We start from the raw sequence: 18,788 nt of genomic DNA on the forward strand, positions 1-18,788 counted from the left end.
GAATTAGAGATATGATGCTGAATTGTACAAATGAGTGCCGATTTCTCCCTTACAGTCGTGTAAGCGTTTTTATACAATACAAGCAGATCGAAACAATAAGGGGGATACACCTTTGAAGAACAAAATGAGAAAACCAGCCTTTATGCTGCTTGTGCTGTCAATGATTGTGCTAGCACTATCAGCGTGCGGATCCAACAACAAGAACAACAATGCTTCAAGTACGTCAAGTTCTACGCCAAGTGCAACGACTGAAGCAAGTGCTAGTGCTTCGACGCCTGCGGAAAGCAAAGAGCCAGCGAAGGATCCTGTTAAGCTGAAGTTCTACGCGCAATATAGCGGGGTCGAGATGCCTGTGTATGATGCAACGAAAGAAGCCTTGAAGCTAGTCATGCCTGAGGTGGACGTTGAATTCGAGGTTGCAGCTCAGGATGACGAGCAAAAAATCAAAACGTATGCTGCAGCTGGCAGCTTACCTGATATCTTCTTTGCTTCTAGCGGTCTCATCGAAGCGCTTAAGAAATCGGACAACCTCATGGTAATGGACGATGTCGTTAAAGAACTTAACATCGAAGCTCTATTGAATGAAAGCTCCAAGCCAATGCTCTGGAACAAAGACGGTCACTCTTATGCGGTGCCGAACGTTGGTCAATGGGCAGGAGTGTTCTACTATAACAAAGATCTGTTTACAGCAAACAACATTAAAGTACCTACGAACTATACAGAGTTTCTAGAAGCAGTTAAAGCGTTCAAAGCGAAAGGCATTATTCCACTTTCCCTATTCGGCAAAGAAAAATGGCCTGGCGTACTTATGCTAGACATGGCTATCGTGGGATCAGCTCAACCAGAAGGTTTGAAACGCCTAGACAACGGTGAAGGTAACTTCTCGGAAGAGGTATATACGAAAGGCGCGAATAAAATCAACGAGCTTATCAAAGCTGGACTGCTGTCCAAAAATGCTTTCAACACAACGGCTGATGATGCTGCGGCACAATTTGCTGCTGGTAAAGCAGCAATGCTACTTAATGGTGCATGGTCTATGGCTTTCCAATACGAAAACTTAGGCGATAAGCTGGACATTATGTATAACCCGCTTGCGGATGCGGAAATCGCAGACCAAGTGAAGTGGAATATGAGCGGTGGCGGCTTTAACCAAGGCTTCGCGGTTTCCAAAAATTCAAAAAATGCAGACGTTGCGGCTAAATATGCAGCACTGTTCTCCATCGAATTTGCGAAGCAACGTGTACTTCAGTTGGCAGACCCTAACTCTATCCTAGTAGAGAAGGTTATCCCTACGAACGGTCTTAACCCTGTACAGCAAAAATACTCGGATGATTCCGCGAATTTCAAAACAATGACTACCTTCGCATGGGGCTATGAGAATGCGAAATTCAAAACTGAAATTGAAGACATCACACAAAAATTGTTTGCAGGTCAAAAAGTGGATGACTACGTCAGTGATATGAATAAAGCACTAGAAACAGCCCGCAAATAAAAAATGCTAAAGGAAGACAGGTTGTCCTACTTATCTGGGACGACCTGTTTTTCAGAAAGGAGGAGCACATGACTCACAAAGCAAAATATAATTTGGCGTTACTTATTTTCACGGTGCCGACGTTGCTCTTTTTTACCGTCATTGTTATTATTCCGATTTTGCAAACCTTTCAGAAAAGCTTCTTCGACTGGGATGGCTTATCGCCAGCAACCTTTATTGGATTAGACAATTATACCCGACTGTTGGACGATGATACTTTTTGGGTTTCACTTAAGAATGGATTGATTTTCGCTTTCGTGCTGGTCGTCTACCAGATTGGTATTGGTACATTGCTCGCGATCGCTTTAAGCTCGAAGGGCTTGAAGGCTCATAAGTTTTTTCGCACGAGCTATTTCGTACCTGTTGTGCTCTCCGGCGTTGTCGTTTCCCAGCTGTGGATTGCGATTTATAACGCTGATGGAGGCTTAATTAACAGTGTGTTCGCGATGCTCGGCTTCAACTATGAGCAAGCTTGGCTAAGTGGAGAGCATACTTCGATCTGGGCAATTGCCTTCTCTGCGGCTTGGCACAACTTAGGAATTCAATTCGTGCTCATCTATACCGCGATCAAGTCGATCCCTGAGCATTTGTACGAGGCCGCTAAAATCGACGGTGCACCCTTCTGGAAAATGCATTGGAAAATTACGATTCCGTTGCTTAGCGAAACGTATAAATTTTGCCTCATTATCGCGATAACGGGCGGTTTGAATGCGTTCCAGAACATGTATGTCATGACGAACGGTGGTCCCGGCAATATTTCGTTTACATTAACCTTTATGATGTACAAGGCCGCATTCCGCTCTGGGGAATATGGATATGGTTCTGCAGCAGCAGCTATTCTAGTTATCGAGTGCTTGTTGTTCACAATCCTAATTAACAGATTTTTGGCACGAGAGAAAATAACTTACTAACGGAGGGATCTTATGTTAAAGCGACTGACATCTAGAGCGCTGGTCTATGGTCCGCTCTCGTTCTTCGTGCTTATTAGTTTATATCCACTTATCTGGTTGCTGTTCTACTCCTTTAAGAACAACGAAGAGATTTTCTCGACGAACGTATTCGGTATTCCGAAAAATTGGCGCTTTGAAAACTATAACAATGCCTTCGGTGCTTTTGATCTCTTAGCGTACTTTAAGAACAGCCTGATCGTATCGATTGGCACGGTCGTATTTACGTGTATTCTTGCACTTATGTTTTCTTATGCCGCGGCACGGATGCGGTGGAGATTCGCTAACGCAAGCAGAATCTATATGACCGTGGGGATGTTCATTCCCATGCAAATCATTTTGATTCCATTGTTAATTATGGAGCGCACGATGCACCTGCAGAACAGCTATCTCGCAGTTATCGTTCCGTATGTGGCTTTTCAGTTATCATTTGCAACGATTATATTTTATGCCTTTTTCCGATCATTGCCCTATGAAATCGAAGAATCAGCAGCCATTGATGGCGCTAGCGTGTATACGATTTTCTTCCGCATAATGGTACCCCTCGTGAAGCCCGCGATTGCTTCAGTGAGTATATTCGTATTCCTATTTTCTTGGAATGAATTTCTGATCGCATTGATTATGATTAGCGATAATGCATTAAAGACACTACCGCTAGGCTTATTATATTTCCAGACGCAGTTTGGTTCCGATTGGGGGGCAATGGGAGCGGTCATGGTGATCTCGACAGTTCCTACGATTCTCGTCTACCTGCTGTTCTCTGAACAGATTGAAAAAGCTCTGAGCGTAAGCTCGGCCGTCAAAGGTTAAGCGACTCCTAGTTTGAGAGTCTGATAGGCATTGGATTGGTATTTGCTAGGGAGGATAAATAGAATGTTTCTTCAAGCGGGAAATAGAGAGATAACGGTAAGCGGGGGCGGAGAAGGCTTTCGGTATTCGCTTGAACCATTGAATGATGATCAGGGGATCGCGTATATTCGCTTTACGTTGCAATCGGACGAGCCTCGAATACCGGAGGCGATTCGTCTGTCATGGAGACATCCAGCGATTGATATTTCAGGCTACTGGGATCCGGGTGCGAATCGGGAGAAGGGCATCCGAATGGACTTTAGCACGCCGTTTCAGTCTAAGGCCACATCGCTAGCCCCCGTCTGCGCTCTCTATAATATGGCTGGGGACAATCGGTTGACGGTCGCTTTCTCCGATGCGATGCGGCCGATGCGAATGCGGGCTGGTATTCAAGAAGAATCAGCACAATTCGAAATATGGCTGGAATTGTTTACGGAAGCGGGTCCACCGATATCCCATTACGAAGCGATCATTCGCATCGATACAAGGGACATGTTCTATGCCGATTGCTTGCGAGAGGTTGGCGAGTGGTGGGCAAGCTTGCCTGGTTATACACCGGCTATTGTTCCGGATACGGCTCGACTTCCGATGTATTCGACGTGGTACAGCTTCCATCAGAAGCTTGATCCGGTGGAGATTGAGAAACAGTGCTTATTATCTAAGCAGCTTGGATGTGAAGCGGTTATTGTCGATGATGGCTGGCAGACTGCCAACAATGAACGGGGTTATGCTTATTGCGGTGATTGGGAAGCTTCTACGGACCGAATTCCGGATATGAGACGCTTCGTCGACAACGTTCATGCCCTTGGGATGAAGTTTATACTGTGGTATTCCGTCCCGTTCGTAGGTAGATATTCCAAGGCTTGGAGCCGTTTCGAAGGTAAATTCATGAATACTTACGGCGGGCCAAATACAGCAGTGTTTGATCCTCGGTTTCCCGAAGTAAGAGAATATTTAATCGGAATCTACGAACAAGCTTTGAGGGATTGGGATATTGATGGCTTTAAGCTTGATTTCGTAGACTCTTTTAATTTGGCGGAGGAAATGAGATATTCGCTTGGTGGGGGAAGGGATTACGATTCCGTACCTGAGGCTGTAGACCGCTTGCTGTCTGACGTAATGACAAGACTGAAAGCGATCAAAGATGAGGTCATCATCGAATTCCGGCAAAATTACGTTGGTCCCTTAATGAGGAAATACGGAAATATGTTTCGGGTGGCGGATTGCCCGAATAACTATAGCCAGAACCGGATTGGTTCGATAGATATTCGACTTTTAAGTGGAAATACTGCTGTTCACTCGGATATGATCATGTGGAATTGGAATGACAAGGTGGAGAACGTAGCTTTGCAGTTCATTCATTCCCTCTTTTCTGTGCCTCAGCTGTCTGTGTTGATCGACCGCATCTCAGATGAACATAGGCGAGTTGTCGCTTATTGGTTGACTTTCTGGCGGGAGCATCGGGAATTGCTACTAGATGAAAGGTTACGTCCGGTTTCCCCGGACTTTCTGTATCCGGTTGTCTATGCGTATAACGAAGAGCAGTTTCTGGCAGCTGTATACGGTTATCATATCGTTCAGGTTGATCGTGCTGCGACCGAGTGTTATTGGTTTGTCAACGGAACTTCCCTAGATTCGATAATTGTGGAGCTTGGGGAAAGGATTGAGGGCACAATGGTCGTTCTAGATTGTGAGGGTTCAGAGAGAGAAAGACATTTGGTTAAGCTTGATAAGGGCATTCATCGCTTCAAAATACCTCGATCGGGAAGTATGAGGCTGCAGCATGGAAAGGGAGATGACTAGCATGAAGGTTCGATTTTTGGGGACTGCGGCCTTCGAAGGCATTCCCGCGTTATTTTGCGGATGCGAATTGTGTAAGAAGGCAATGGAGCTTGGTGGGGAGAACATTCGCACGCGAACGTCCGTTATGCTGGGGGATGACCTGAAGGTTGATTTTCCTCCGGATACCTACACCCATATGATCCGGGATCGGCTTGATTTGGACAAAGTCCAAGATCTTATACTGACTCATTCCCATTCTGATCATCTGTATGCTGAAGATTTGGTAGCGAGACTACCGGGATATTCAAAGACTGGTGATCATCCCATTCAAATATATGGAAATGATCTTACGATAGCGAAATGCAAGCAGATGCTCGATGCAGAAGGAGGAGCGCAAGGGAAGTTCGTGCTAAACCGTGTACGGCCCTATGATAAGCTTCAACTTCAAACTTCGAGGGTCGTTCCGTTACCGGCGGCTCATGATCCAAACGAGACATGTTTGCTGTACTACATCGAGAAGGATGACAAAACGATTTTATACGGCCATGATACGGGTACGTTTCCAGATGAAACTTGGGAGTGGCTGAAAGATAAGAAGTTCGACTTAGTTATTCTGGAGTGTACGGTAGGGCATGTCGACTATCAGAAGACGCATATGAACATTGAGGCTGTGCTTGAAACGAAATCAACGATGGTAGAATACGGAATGCTAAAGCCAGTCAGTGAAATCGTCGTTACCCATTTTTCGCATAATGCTCAATTGTTGCACGCGGATTTAGTCGATATCTTCGAGCCTCATTCGATTACTGTGGCATTCGATGGGATGGTTTTGGAGGTTTGATATCAGTCAGTATTAGATTCTTATTATATAAAATGGCGTGCAAGTGGATTATCCATTTGCACGCCATTTTATATAAACCACTCTCTAGTTAAAGAGTATGTCTCAGAATCAGACGATTTCCTTTATTAACTCAAATCCGCCCGCTTCAATATGTACAAGTTCCGCACAACCAGGCAGCATGATGGAGATACTCTCTTCTCTCTGATTGATAAGTAGATAACCTTGCCGTTTGCCTTCGTTGTTTTCTAAGGTGACTAGTCCCGTCCGTTCGGGCAGGATGACCTGTTCCCAGCCAAGTTCTGATGCGTGCTTTGCAATCAGCTCTTGCAAATAATTACGGTCCAACATCGAAGCCAGTGTATATACTTCACCTTCCCCAACCTTGCGGACAACCGCAGCAGGTACTTCAGCTTCAGAATCCGGTTTTGTCACTGTGCCAATGATCCGAACATCTCTGTCTGGAATTATTGAAAACTTATTGAAAAAACCCCGTAGTGGATAGTTTCTTCCAGAGACACTGGAAAGGAATTCTGCTGCCAGCCCCTCTTGTAATAGAAACTCCATTTTGTCATGCCGTAATCCCGTTAACTCCTCAATACTTGCTATACGAGTGCCTTCGCTCCGCCAATGATCGATCGTCTTTTGAAGGAAATCCCCAGATAGTACTACAAGGCCACCTTGCCGTGCAAACTGCTCCAGTTTATCAATGATGACTTCATCCCCAGTGATGCAGAGCGGAACGACAATCATTTTATATACTCTCCAGTCATCACGTGTACGGACAAAATCGACTCCGATCCCCCGCTCTAAGAATGCCCTGTGAACCTGATCCTGCAACTCCCGGTTATAATCAATCCGGTTATACAGTGGATTCACTTCATAAACAAGCGAGGATTCATAAGAATATAGAATCGCCACCTCAACACGAGGTTTGCAATTGCTAAGAAATTTTTCGTTCTCCATCATCCATTTCGACACTTCTCGAAACGATTCATACGCTTCACCGGGATTGCCGTTATGGTCAACAATACCGTTCAAATCTTGCTCAACCCCATAATGGATCTGCCGCCAACTGAACAAACAAACAAGCTCCGCTCCTCGGGCAAACGCTTCGACGGTTTGCCACTTTATGTCACTCTGCCGTGTTCCGAATGCAATTGTACTAGCATTCTGTTCCAGCACCCAATAAGGTCGATTTTTTTTAATAGAACGATAAAACTCATGATGGAATGCCGATACAGCTGGATTTAGATCATAGTTGTCAAACGCTATGACATCCAATGCTTGGTCCATGGCGTGGTCAAACTTGTTCGTCCATTTATCTGACCAGAACAAGGTATACCGATTTGTCGTTATCGGGAGATGCGGAAAGTGCTTCTTCAAAATCGCATTATTATGATATAAGTAATGCATCATTGAATCTGATGCAAACCGCAAATAATCTTGGCGGAAGGAAGGGTTGAAATACCTAGTCTGATGACCCCGTGGAACTGGAATTTCGCTCCAATCGCGAAATTCAAAGCTAAAAAATGTCCCGCCCCAGCGGTGATTTAGTTCACCAATCGTTCCATACTTACCTTTAAGCCAACTCTGGAAAGCCAAACGGCACTTGTGGCAATAACAGATGAATTCTTCTCCACCCAGCTCATTATCGATTTGCCACCCAATTATATTCGGATGCCCAGCATAATGCTCGGCCATGTGCATAACGATGCGATCGGATAAAGCTAGAAACCCCTCGTGATTGTAACAGTAATGGCGTCTCTGCCCAGGTCCACAGAAGTTGCCATCTTCAGTCGTGGGGCTCATGTCCGGAAACATCGCCGATATCCATGGCATCGGGGAAGCAGTAGGTGTACATAGGATTGTCTGAACGTCTTGTTCAGCGAAGACTGTGATTGCCTTGTCTAGCCATGCAAAATCAAAGTTCCCCGGTGCTGGTTCAAGCTTACTCCAGGCGAATTCACCCATTCGAATGATATTAAATCCGATATCTTTCATTAGCTTGGCGTCGATGGCCCAGCGTTCTTCCTGCCATCTCTCTGGGTAGTAGGAAGATCCTAACCTATAACGGGATAATGTCATTGATAAGTCATCGCCTCTCAAATTTGTCTAACCTTTGACTGCACCAGCCGTTAAACCGCTCATAAGCTGTTTCGAGAAAAAGAGATAAAATAATAACACTGGCAGAGTTGCAATGGTTAGCGCTAATATTTTTGCTCCATTATCCGATACATAGAGACCATTAAACATCGTCACACCGAGGGGAATTGTATATTGGCGAACATCGCTGATCGTAAGCAGCGGAATGAGAAAACTGTTCCATGACCAAATGAATGCTAGTAAACCAAGTGTAACAACTGCAGGTGTAATAATCGGAAAGGCGAGACTGAAGAAGATTCGAAATTCGCCGGCAGAATCAATTCGTCCGCTTTCAATAATCTCTGTAGGCACCGAATCTCGAATGTATTGCGTCATCCAGAACACTCCGAATCCAAGTGAAAACATGGGTAGAATGGTTGGGATCAGTGTGTCTATGAGATGCAACTTGTTCATTTCCCAGACATAAGCTACAAGACCGAGTTGCGAAGGAACCATCATCGTAAACAACACCAAGTTATTCAGAAACCGACGGCCTTTAAACGAATACTTCGATAGTCCATATCCGCAAGCGGTCGCTGTAAATATTGCACCTGCTACCGAAATAGCGGATACGGTTAGACTGTTCAAGAAAAATCGACCCATCTCTTTGACCTTTAGTACAGATTCCAGATTATGAATAAAATAATCGGAAGGCAGCCCATTAAACAAATAAAGCTTAAAGCTGTCATAAGTGCCCATAACGATCATGGAATAGAACGGAATGAGTGTGAACAAGGTTAGAATAATAAGCAACAAGTAGGCTAACAGTTTAAGAGGTAGTTTTGTGCTCATGAACGATCCCCCCTGTTAAGTAGCCCGAAACTCACGAATGAGAAAACAATGATGACGAAAGTCATTAGATAGGCCACGGCAGCAGAACGGCCTGGACGGAAAAGAACAAAGCCTTCTTCATACACATAGGAAACTAACGTATATACTGCTTTCTCCGGACCGCCTAATGTGCTTCCGATGCTTCCGCCCGAATCTGTGCCCACCATGAGCAATGCTGGTTCTTCGAAAATTTGCAGTCCCCAAATCGTTGTGGTAATGACGACGAATATCGTAATCGGACGAAGCATAGGTACTGTTATGTGTAGAAAACGTCTCCATACGGTTGCCCCGTCAATCTGAGCAGCTTCATAAAGCTCTGGCGAGATTGTCTGAAGTCCAGCCAAGTAAAGCACCATATTGTAACCGAAGTTCTTCCATACGACGATCATGGAGACAATGAGCACGACATAGAGAGGTTTAGCAAGCCAGTAGATCGGTTCTACTAGCAAGCCGAGCTTCACAAGTAAAATGTTAATAAACCCGATCTGGTAATTACATAAGAGGCTGAAGAAAAGTCCTACCGCTACTGGGGTTGTAATATAGGGTAGAAAGAATGCTGTTTTAAAAAATCCAGAAAACTTTGTTAGTTTCTCATTTAAAATGAATGAGAGTCCAAGTGATAGAATGATGCTTAGGGGTAACGACAACGCCATTATAATCAGTGTATTATAAAGGGATTTGAAGAACAGACCACCCTTAATGACCTCAATGTAGTTTTCAAAACCCACGAAATGCATATCCGTGAACCCATCCCACTTCATAAAGCTTACGTAAAAGGTAAAGAAAATTGGCAATAATACAAATAGAAACAATACCAGGAAAAACGGCAAGACAAAGAAGTATCCGTATTTACTGTACCTGTTTGATTGTTCCAAATCGATCACCCCTCATAGGAAAGGGACAGTTTTCACTGTCCCTTATAGCTACTATTATTACTGTAGATCACTCGTTTTCTGTTTAATCTCGGATATGGCATTATCAATGGCTTTGTCAGCACTAATATTCGCTTTCATCATTGCATTGGCTTGCATCTTGAGTGCATCCTCAATGACACTGTCGTATGGGCCATATCGAGCAGGTGGAATCTTGGTTGACCAGTCATAGAATAAGAGAGTCAAGTCTTCACCATAAAATGGATTTACACCGTTTGATTGCTTGCGATCTTGAATGGCCTTGAGTGCGCTTAAGTTACCGTGCTTGTTATTGAGTTCCATCCCTTGGTCTGTATACAGGCTCTGTTTGATAAATAAGGCCGCCAATTCCGCTTTGTTCGGATCTTTTTTGTCGACGATAAACTCCGCTGATCCTCCACGGAAGTAACTGCCCCCAGGGGGGAGCATAACTCCCCATTGGCCAGAGCCTTCTTTGTCCACCGTTGGAATGTAGCTTTCACGCCATCCAGCGGATGGGAAGAATACGACTTTGCCATTGGACCATGCCGCATCTGCGGCAGGACCATCTAGTTTACCGATGGCACCGTTTTTCAACGCTTTTTCGATAAGAGCAAACGCAGGTGCACTATTTTCTTTAATCGTCAGCTTATTGCCGTTAACATAACTTTTCCCATTTGTTTTGAGCGATCCAAGTAGCGCCTCAACTGCATCTTGCGAATTCGACAGGAGGAATACCTCGCCGCCACTTTGCTGCTTGAGATCTTCACCGGCATTAATGAACTCATCCCAAGTTGGGAATTTCGCAGATAGTTCGGATGAATTATCTGTCCCGAAGTACTTCTTAGCGAGGTCTTTCCGATACCAGATAGCACCAATGCCAAGACCTTCCGGAATGGCCACGAATTTGCCCTGTTGATTGACGACAACCTCGGAAACGGAGGACACGAGGTCATCCTTGCTGAAACCAAGTGTATTCAGATCTACGAATGTATCCTTGAAGGCCAACATTTTTCCCCACCAATAAGATTCGCCGATAGCAACATCAGGGAGCTCACCACCAGAAGCCTTTGTTGTTTCGAATTTTGTAAGGTAATCTCCCCAATTGATATTGACCAGATTGACTTTAACGTTTGGATAAACCGTTTTAAAGTCAGCCACACGTTCTTCAAAATACCCATTATTAAAAGACCATATTGTAATTTCACCTTTATAATCCTCAGGTTTCTTCTCTTCAGCAACAGTGCCTTCGTTAGATGAAGGAGAAACAGTATTTGCAGCAGCTGGACTTGTTCCGTTATTATTACTTTTGCCTCCACAAGCAGCTAGAACTCCGGTTAGCAGTACCAAAATCATAAGTACCATGAACCCTCTTTGATTGAATTTCACGCATTTAGCCTCCCTAAATTTGCGATACCTGAGAAATCTACATATAAGAACTGCATGAGCGGCCGTCTCATGATTGCAGCCATGTGCTAAGTATAAAAGTTACATTACTTGGACAGAATTCAATATCTTAAGAACGCTCTTCATTATCTTCAGAAGATGGGATTACACTATTTTGTGTAAAACATCGGAAACAAAAAAAAGGCCACAGCAATCGAAGCAAGCGTGGCCTTTTATGTGCGACGGGCACTATTACTTAATAATCAGTTCATTTCCCAGCTTTTGTTCAATTTGTATCTTCGCGTTATTAACTGCTTTCTCTGCTGAAATCCCTGATACCATCATATTGAATGATTGAATACGCAATTCCTTATTGATAATGTCATCGAATTTATTGTAACGAAGCGGCTGCTGAATCGTTTGGGAATAATGAAAAAACTTATCTAACAAAGACACCTTGAAATAGGGATCAATCTGAGCAATCCGTTCTTGTGTAAATGCATTAATGTAAGTGGAGAACTGATTCGTCTTCAATACCGCACCAGAACCTTCTTGCGTTAGAATAAACTTTATACGTTCTGCGGCCAATGCCTTATTCTCTGACTTACTCTTCTTAGGAATCGCATAGCCATAACCACCTCGGTAGAATCCCCCTCCCGGTGGTTTCAGCACTCCCCATTTGCCTTCGCCATTAATATCTAGTCCCTTAATCTGTGGAGCATACCAATCGGCAAATGGATAAAATAAGATGTTTCCCTGAATATAGGAGTTGTCCAGTTCCATTCCGGATACCTTAGCGATATAACCCTTGTTCATCATTTGATCAATCAGCTTGAACATAGGCAATACTTTACCTGATAAGTCCAGTACGTTGCCGCTTACATAATCGTTATGGGACGCCAGAAGGAATTCCTCTAGTGCCATCGTATTAGGAAAGAGAAAATCTCGTCCCTTACTTTGCTGACGAATGAGTTCTCCAGCAGCCAGAATGTCATCCCATGTCTTGAACTTTTGTTCAAGTTCATCAGAATCTGTCGTACCGAAGTATTTTTTCGCGAGGTCTTTGCGGTACCATAAGCAACCTATACCAATAGACACGGGAATGACATTCAATTCTCCATTTGGCCCTCTTATAATGTCGGATACGAAAGGAGACAACAAACTAGAGTCAATCCCATATTGCGACAAATCTTCAAATGTATCGTTCATGCTAAGCCACTTGCCCCACCAATACGACTCCACGGTCACGATATCCGGAAGATCGCTGCCAAACGTCATTGCGATCCGGAATTTTCCATCATAATCTCCCCAAGAAACCGGGAGAACATCAATTTGTATATTCGGATACTTGTTATTAAACGCTTCATTTATAATGTCTTCGTTATCTGTAGCGAATGCCCACATCGAGATCGACCCCGCTCTGTCATCCTGCATGTCTGTAAGATCAGATTGTTCTGTGCTTCCTATACATCCTTGAAGCAGTATTAGCAGGCTTAAAAAGATAGCAACGGCACGTATTCTGTTCATCTTACAACCTCCGACATAGGACTATTTGCACAAGTTGTAATCTAGATTATACTAACGGATAAGAGAATTCAATATGGAGGCTAAACAAATTATGGCACGGGGGATTCTGGGTAAACGCAGTATTTTTGTAAAAATTTTGACCTGGTTTCTCATTATTATTTGCATGTGTATTACTACTACAATTACTATTGCCTATTATCAAATTGATAGAGTAATAGAGAATAAGGTATCCCTATCTAACCGTCAACTAGTGTCCAAAACTCTTGAGAATATCGACTATTACCTGCTCGACATTATGGAGTTGTCCAAAAATATAGCAGTCGATGACCAAATTCTTAATTCTGTTCGCGAATTGCAACAGCAATCGCAATCATCAGTATCTTCGACCACTTCCTTTCCGCTTGACGGCTCAATGAAGAAGTATCAGTACCTGAAATCCTACATTACGGATATTTCCGCTTTTAACGCCCAGGAGCTGACCTATTATACGCAAAATTATGACTACAAAAAATCAATCTTTAATGAGAGCTGGTATGCCATATACAACGAATTGGCCTCTGATTCGTACTTCTCAGAGGTACATCCTTCTGTCATTCATGGGACAAGTCTCGATGGCATCCAAACATTCACCTATTTCAAAAAAATATATGATATTGCAGATCCCACTCGTTATATGTATACACTTGCCATTGAATTGGACCTACGGGTCATGACAAATGCGATTAAGCAGCTCGGATCCGATGAACAATGGAGCACACTCGTAATGAACGAAAACAAAGCTGTTATCCTGAATCCACAAAACGAAAGATTAAATAGTAATGATGGCTTGTCACAACCAAGGATCCTAGCACAGAAGGATACATCAGAGATACTTCACATGGCGGGTACAGACTATTTGGTCATTGGATATACATCACCAACGTCGCATTGGAAAATCGTCAGTGCCGCTCCTTATAAACAGCTCATGAAAAGCATTGAACCGATACGCAATTATTTAATCGCAGCTGGAGTGGGGTGTGCTTTAATAGCGTCTGTAATCGCTTTCGTATTGTCGAGAAGGCTGACAGTGCCGCTCGGCAAACTAATGAGAGCAATTCAAGAGATCGAACGGGGTAACTTCGATATGACCATCGATATTCGTAGCGGAGATGAGATGGAACGGCTCGGTAAAGTGCTTAATCGTATGACATATAATATTAAAAATCTGCTTAACGATAATATTCGAAAAGAGAAGCTGAAACGTAAAGCCGAATTGACCGCTCTACAAGCCCAAATTAACCCCCATTTTCTGTACAACACTTTAGAGTCCATCAATTGGCTTGCCGTGCGAAAGAAAGAGCCGGAGATTAGTACTGTATTAACAAATCTTGGTAAATTCTTCCGCATTAGTCTCAGTAATGGCTCCCCATTCATTTTATTGGGAAAGGAAATTGAGCATATTCTGAGTTATATAAACATTCAAAAGTTTAGATACTCCAACAATTTCGAAACAGAGGTTCATGTGGATACCGAAACGAAGGGTCTATATGTGCCTAAACTTATTTTGCAACCGATTGTTGAAAATGCTCTCATTCACGGACTTCGCAATAAAGAATCTCCTGGACGAATCATCCTAAGAGCGGACAAGTTCGATAATATGCTTACCATAACTGTCAAAGATAACGGCTCGGGTCTTGCTCCTGATACACTCAAGCAAATTCAGGGTAAGCTCGCAGGAATACCGATTACGGCTGAAAAGGAGGGAGGGTATGGATTGTTAAATATTCATGATCGAATCCAACTTTCGTTTGGACCCAATTATGGCTTATCTATTGATAGTATACCGGAACAGGGAACATGCATCACACTCTTGCTTCCACTTATCCCAACACAGCCCGAGGAATTAGATTAAGTAACATAACGGAGGCAGAGTAAATGCTGAAAGTAATAGTTGCCGACGACGAGGAACAAATTCGACTCGGTATCGCAGAAGGAATACCCTGGGAAGATATTGGACTTACACTGGTTGGAACAGCTGAGAATGGCCGTGATGCGCTAGAGTTAGTGATGAAACAGCTTCCCGAAATCGTCCTCTTTGATATTAATATGCCTTTTATGAGTGGACTCGAATTCGCTGCGGAAGCTAAGAAAGCCCTGCCCCATAGCCAGTTCATCGTTCTCTCAGGTTATGACGATTTTGAATACGCACAGGAAGCGATTAATTTGGGTGTGAGCGACTATTTACTCAAACCGATATCGCCTACCGATCTTGTAGAAGCGCTTGAAAAGGCAAAGCATAAGTTGTTAGATAGACAAAATCAAGAGCGGTTCTTGGATAAATTGAAGCATCAGATGAAACAAGCGATCCCTCTTCTACGAGAAAACCTAGTGTCCGATATCATGCATCATAGAACCACATATAACTCTATCTTGCATCAACTGGAACATTTAGAATTGTATTTCCCTTCTGACAAGTTTGCTGTACTGCTCATAGAGCCTATGTCATTTCTCGGCAAGTTAAATAGTCCTGAGGCCGACCGTCAGCTCACTCTATTCGCTGTCCGTAACATATGCGACGAGGCCATTAATGAGACAGTGTCAGCCTATTCCGTTATCGGTAACACAGGATTGGTCGAAATTCTCATCTCATTTCCATCGGATACAACAGATCTACATCCATTATTGAACTTAGTTTCAGAGCGTATTCAGCATGTCATCCAAACTCACCTGAGAATATCGGTTATTATAGGGACGGGTCATATCTACAGTGGGTTAGAGCAGGTACAGTATTCCTATCGAGAAGCGTTGCTTGCGTTTCGCTTTCGAGCTCCACTGCTGCCAGGTTACCCGCTTGATAAGGAAATGGAGCTTCTTGGCGCGGTTAAGAATGGTAGCCGTCTAGCCCTCAGCATTCTTGATGAGATGATTGAAGAAATGAAGCAAAATACCGATGAGACTAAGCATGAGGAAATTGTGAGAGTCATAGAACACCAAGTGTATATCTCGTTAACCAAGCTGTTGTCTAGCCATGGCTTTACTGGTGAAAGACTCTCTTCCCTTAATTTAGAAACGGCTCCCGTTCACGAGCTTGTTAACCGCTCACTACAGTTGATCACAGAAGCACAGGGTGTTTCCTATCGCAAGGAAATTGAAGCCGTCAAAACATATATCGTTGTTCATTATGCAGATGATGTTGCGCTAAAGGATATCGCCGAGAGTGTATATATGAATATGAATTATCTCTGCACCTTATTTAAAGCAGAAGTAGGTGAGACGATTATTCAGTACCTCACCCGTTATCGAATGGAGAGAGCAAGAGAGCAACTGCTTGGCACCTCACTACGGATCTTTGAAATCGCAGAGAAAGTGGGCTACAGCAATACCAATTACTTTAGTTCCGCCTATAAGAAGTTTTACGGTCTATCTCCTAACGAATTTAGAGAGAGTAAGTTGGAATAACGAATAAAGACAAGCCCTATAAGCGGACTTGTCTTTATTATTGTTTATTTTATTCCTTACCAAGACCAGTTCTGACCCTGATACGTACTATAGGTATAAGACCAGTCACGCGCCTTAAGGAATTGATAATTTCGGCCATTAGAGTTGCTCTTCAAGTTGTCCATTATGTTCTTAGCGCGTTGGTAGAATTCTGCTCCGCCCCATCCCATATGAACGACAATAAACGCAGGGGTTCTATTACTTACCGTTGAGCGGATAAGATCGGCCGTCTCCTGAACTGTCCTTCCCGTCTCAATATCCCCACTGACCATAAGGGTGCTGTAGGTGGTTGCCCTGTTGGATGATGACAACTTAATCAATCCATTTAAATTTTCCCGCCCCAGTATAATGCCGGCCCATTTCACAATATCTGCTTTAGTCTCGTCACCATAACTATGATAATAGACGGGGGTGTCCGTCAACTTCGCGTAATCCTTGAATGTATTGCCTAATATGGCCGACGAGGTATCCGAATCCCGGATAGACTTATCCGACCAATTAAACATGATATCATCGCCTGAAGGTAAATTTTGTGCAAAATAATTCCAGACCGCAGGCGCGACATTTGCAAGCTGGGGATTTATTGAAATGGACATAGGAACTTGTCCCAAAGCGCCGGACTTGCCAACTGTCCACTGTTTCAGCATGAACTGAAACCCGAGATTAACCGCGTCGCCGTCCGTGCCTTTAAAGACGACAAAGACATCGTTGGGAGCGACGGGGTATGCCACGGCATCATCAAGCTTATAACTGCTGTCAGGGAACGAGCCATATACACTATAGTTAGTTAGTTGATTACCACCTGTTACTGAATAAGAGGTTCCATTAAGTATTTGCGGCACCTCAGCAAACCCATTTCGATTCGGATGAGTGGGTACCCAGCCGAGAATAGCCATTTGTCCTTCAGTATATTTATAAAGTAAGTTCATAAGAGCGGTGTCGTCATTGCTATCGGCGACATCTAGATTAAACATAAACCCGTTTGTAGCTACTGCGTAATCAACTGCTCCCTCATTAAAGCGCGTATCACTCTCCCAAGGGGCACCGCCAGCACCAACTAAGTTAACGCTTCGGTAGCCGTCCAATCCCATAGAAAAGACCGCTTTATGATTCTGATTCGATGTTGCGAAATAGTTGTCAACTTGCCAATTAAGTACCTCCCAGTCCGTTGAAAAATGATTGGTTCTCAAATCCATCTGAACAGGGATATTGAAACCCCAAGCCACAATATCATCCTTGACAGCTGGGGATACTGCTAGCCAGTTATTTTGGGCTGCAATCGTTACTGCAGCTGCTGCAGATGCTTGTCTAACCTGCCCCGTTAGATTATCGTCCCATATGATCAATCCCTTGATGGCAGATTGGTAATTCGTAATTAGCGTTCTTAGACCTCCGTTTGTGCCGGAGGACCTGGAGAGCGTCGTTCTAGGCAGGTTCTTTAAATCCGGAGCTTGATTCAGTATTTCTTGAGCCCATATCCAACCATTATTTTTAGTAGGGTCTGTTTGGTATGGATGAGTCCAATCCCAAGAATCATTATAAAAATAAATTTTATTGGCGTTGGTACGATTGATGAGACCTTGAATGACTTGAGCACTGACAATTGCATCAGTCGAATCCCCATCCGAATAGGGACCGCGCAAATCTAATAGAGTCACAGATGTCGCTTGCGGCATGCCATTCCGATCAAATAGAGGGGTTGTAAGGCTCGGAGTTACACCTCCGCGAGTCGTAATTTCCATATCATCGAACCAAACGGTACCAGTACCGTTAACGAATAAATAAAGCCTGACGGATACTGCGGTTGGCGCAGCGGTAAAAGTTGTCGTGATATTTCGCCAAGCTGCCGTTCCTGTCTCATAGTTGCTGTCCCAGCGGGTACCGGCAATAATGGCTCCGGCGCTATCCAATTGTTCCATCCAAACTTTAGATCCTATACCTGTCAGATTGCTCATCTTGCGCCAAACGGAAAATTTGTACGAATTTCCGGGTACAAGCGTCACACTATCGCCAACAGCCTTTCGAAAAGCCCCTGCCGAGGAAGATACGCTAATGCTAGCAGAATGAGCTCCATTAAATGCTTGATCCGTCGCCCAAGTATATGTCGGAGTATTCAACCAGTTCTGGGTTGCCCATCCATTTGCGTTGATTGGATTAGATTCGAAATCACCATTAGTAGCAATATTAACGGAAGCATAAGTTCGAGGCTGCAAGGGGAGGGAGGTTACAATGATAGTCATCAAAATAACAAAAATAACTATTTTATTTATTAAAGTTTTCAGTAGCACCATGATTAAGTTCTCCTTTTATTAAATTTTGTCTAGTTAAGTACAGCTGAACCACGCGAAATTGAACACAAGCAACATGAGATTACTTCTTTCGATCATTTTCCTCTCTTTCGATTTTAATTTATTAGCATAGTTTGCTACTCCACGCGGCCGCTATAAAACGCGATGGTGTCAGACTTGAAAATAGTATAAAAAGAAAAGAGACATGAAAGAATATGATATCTTCGGATCTTTGATTAAATATCTTCACAAATGGAAGAGTTAATGTAAGAAACCAATCTTTGTCCGAGGAGTAGA

13 protein-coding genes are annotated in these 18,788 nt (G+C 43.6%); 7 read left to right on the top strand and 6 right to left on the bottom strand.

The genetic code is table 11. The features are described 5' to 3' along the window. Window positions 1-112 precede the first annotated feature (112 nt). The 5 genes from M1K58_RS15395 to M1K58_RS15415 all read left to right on the top strand — a co-directional run bounded on the left by M1K58_RS15395 (window position 113) and on the right by M1K58_RS15415 (window position 5,950). Window positions 113-1,492 carry an ABC transporter substrate-binding protein gene (locus M1K58_RS15395; RefSeq protein WP_256759745.1) on the top strand — a complete coding sequence of 460 codons (1,380 nt, stop codon included), beginning with the start codon at window positions 113-115 and terminating at the stop codon, window positions 1,490-1,492. A 68-nt stretch (window positions 1,493-1,560) separates the two neighbouring features. Continuing rightward, window positions 1,561-2,442 carry a carbohydrate ABC transporter permease gene (locus M1K58_RS15400; RefSeq protein WP_256759746.1) on the top strand — a complete coding sequence of 294 codons (882 nt, stop codon included), beginning with the start codon at window positions 1,561-1,563 and terminating at the stop codon, window positions 2,440-2,442. 12 nt (window positions 2,443-2,454) lie between these two features. Further along, entirely contained in the window at window positions 2,455-3,288 is an 834-nt protein-coding gene (locus tag M1K58_RS15405) for a carbohydrate ABC transporter permease (protein ID WP_256759747.1), read from the top strand. Window positions 3,289-3,351: 63 nt separating this feature from the next. Next, entirely contained in the window at window positions 3,352-5,130 is a 1,779-nt protein-coding gene (locus M1K58_RS15410; RefSeq protein WP_256759748.1) for a glycoside hydrolase family 36 protein, read from the top strand. 1 nt (window position 5,131) lies between these two features. After that, on the top strand, window positions 5,132-5,950 hold the full coding sequence (locus M1K58_RS15415) for an MBL fold metallo-hydrolase (RefSeq protein WP_256759749.1): 819 nt from the start codon (window positions 5,132-5,134) through the stop codon (window positions 5,948-5,950). Between the two features lie 108 nt (window positions 5,951-6,058). Here the strand turns inward: M1K58_RS15415 and M1K58_RS15420 are convergent, their stop codons facing one another. From M1K58_RS15420 to M1K58_RS15440, 5 genes are all read right to left on the bottom strand, one after another. Continuing rightward, window positions 6,059-8,035, bottom strand: a complete 1,977-nt coding sequence (locus M1K58_RS15420; protein ID WP_256759750.1) for a beta-galactosidase — start codon at window positions 8,033-8,035, stop codon at window positions 6,059-6,061. Window positions 8,036-8,062: 27 nt separating this feature from the next. Beyond that, window positions 8,063-8,884, bottom strand: a complete 822-nt coding sequence (locus M1K58_RS15425; protein WP_256759751.1) for a carbohydrate ABC transporter permease — start codon at window positions 8,882-8,884, stop codon at window positions 8,063-8,065. Then, window positions 8,881-9,798 (bottom strand): carbohydrate ABC transporter permease, encoded by a 918-nt coding sequence (locus M1K58_RS15430; protein ID WP_256759752.1) that lies wholly within the window; start codon window positions 9,796-9,798, stop codon window positions 8,881-8,883. The genes M1K58_RS15425 and M1K58_RS15430 overlap by 4 nt, the downstream gene beginning before the upstream one ends. 57 nt (window positions 9,799-9,855) lie before the next feature. Further along, window positions 9,856-11,202: an ABC transporter substrate-binding protein gene (locus M1K58_RS15435; RefSeq protein ID WP_256759753.1), complete on the bottom strand. Its 1,347-nt coding sequence runs from the start codon at window positions 11,200-11,202 to the stop codon at window positions 9,856-9,858. A gap of 249 nt (window positions 11,203-11,451) precedes the next feature. Beyond that, on the bottom strand, window positions 11,452-12,726 hold the full coding sequence (locus M1K58_RS15440) for an ABC transporter substrate-binding protein (RefSeq protein ID WP_256759754.1): 1,275 nt from the start codon (window positions 12,724-12,726) through the stop codon (window positions 11,452-11,454). A 91-nt stretch (window positions 12,727-12,817) separates the two neighbouring features. Between M1K58_RS15440 and M1K58_RS15445 the strand changes: the two genes are divergently transcribed. Together M1K58_RS15445 and M1K58_RS15450 are read left to right on the top strand one after the other, a co-directional pair. After that, window positions 12,818-14,617 carry a sensor histidine kinase gene (locus M1K58_RS15445; RefSeq protein ID WP_256759755.1) on the top strand — a complete coding sequence of 600 codons (1,800 nt, stop codon included), beginning with the start codon at window positions 12,818-12,820 and terminating at the stop codon, window positions 14,615-14,617. Window positions 14,618-14,640: 23 nt separating this feature from the next. Continuing rightward, on the top strand, window positions 14,641-16,164 hold the full coding sequence (locus tag M1K58_RS15450; RefSeq protein ID WP_256759756.1) for a response regulator: 1,524 nt from the start codon (window positions 14,641-14,643) through the stop codon (window positions 16,162-16,164). 56 nt (window positions 16,165-16,220) lie between these two features. Here the strand turns inward: M1K58_RS15450 and M1K58_RS15455 are convergent, their stop codons facing one another. After that, a complete protein-coding gene (locus tag M1K58_RS15455; RefSeq protein ID WP_256759757.1) occupies window positions 16,221-18,494 on the bottom strand; it encodes a GxGYxYP domain-containing protein in 2,274 nt (757 codons plus the stop codon). Window positions 18,495-18,788 lie beyond the last annotated feature (294 nt).

Origin of the sequence: Cohnella sp. WQ 127256 (assembly GCF_024519285.1) — a bacterium.
Taxonomy (GTDB): Bacteria; Bacillota; Bacilli; order Paenibacillales; family Paenibacillaceae; genus Cohnella.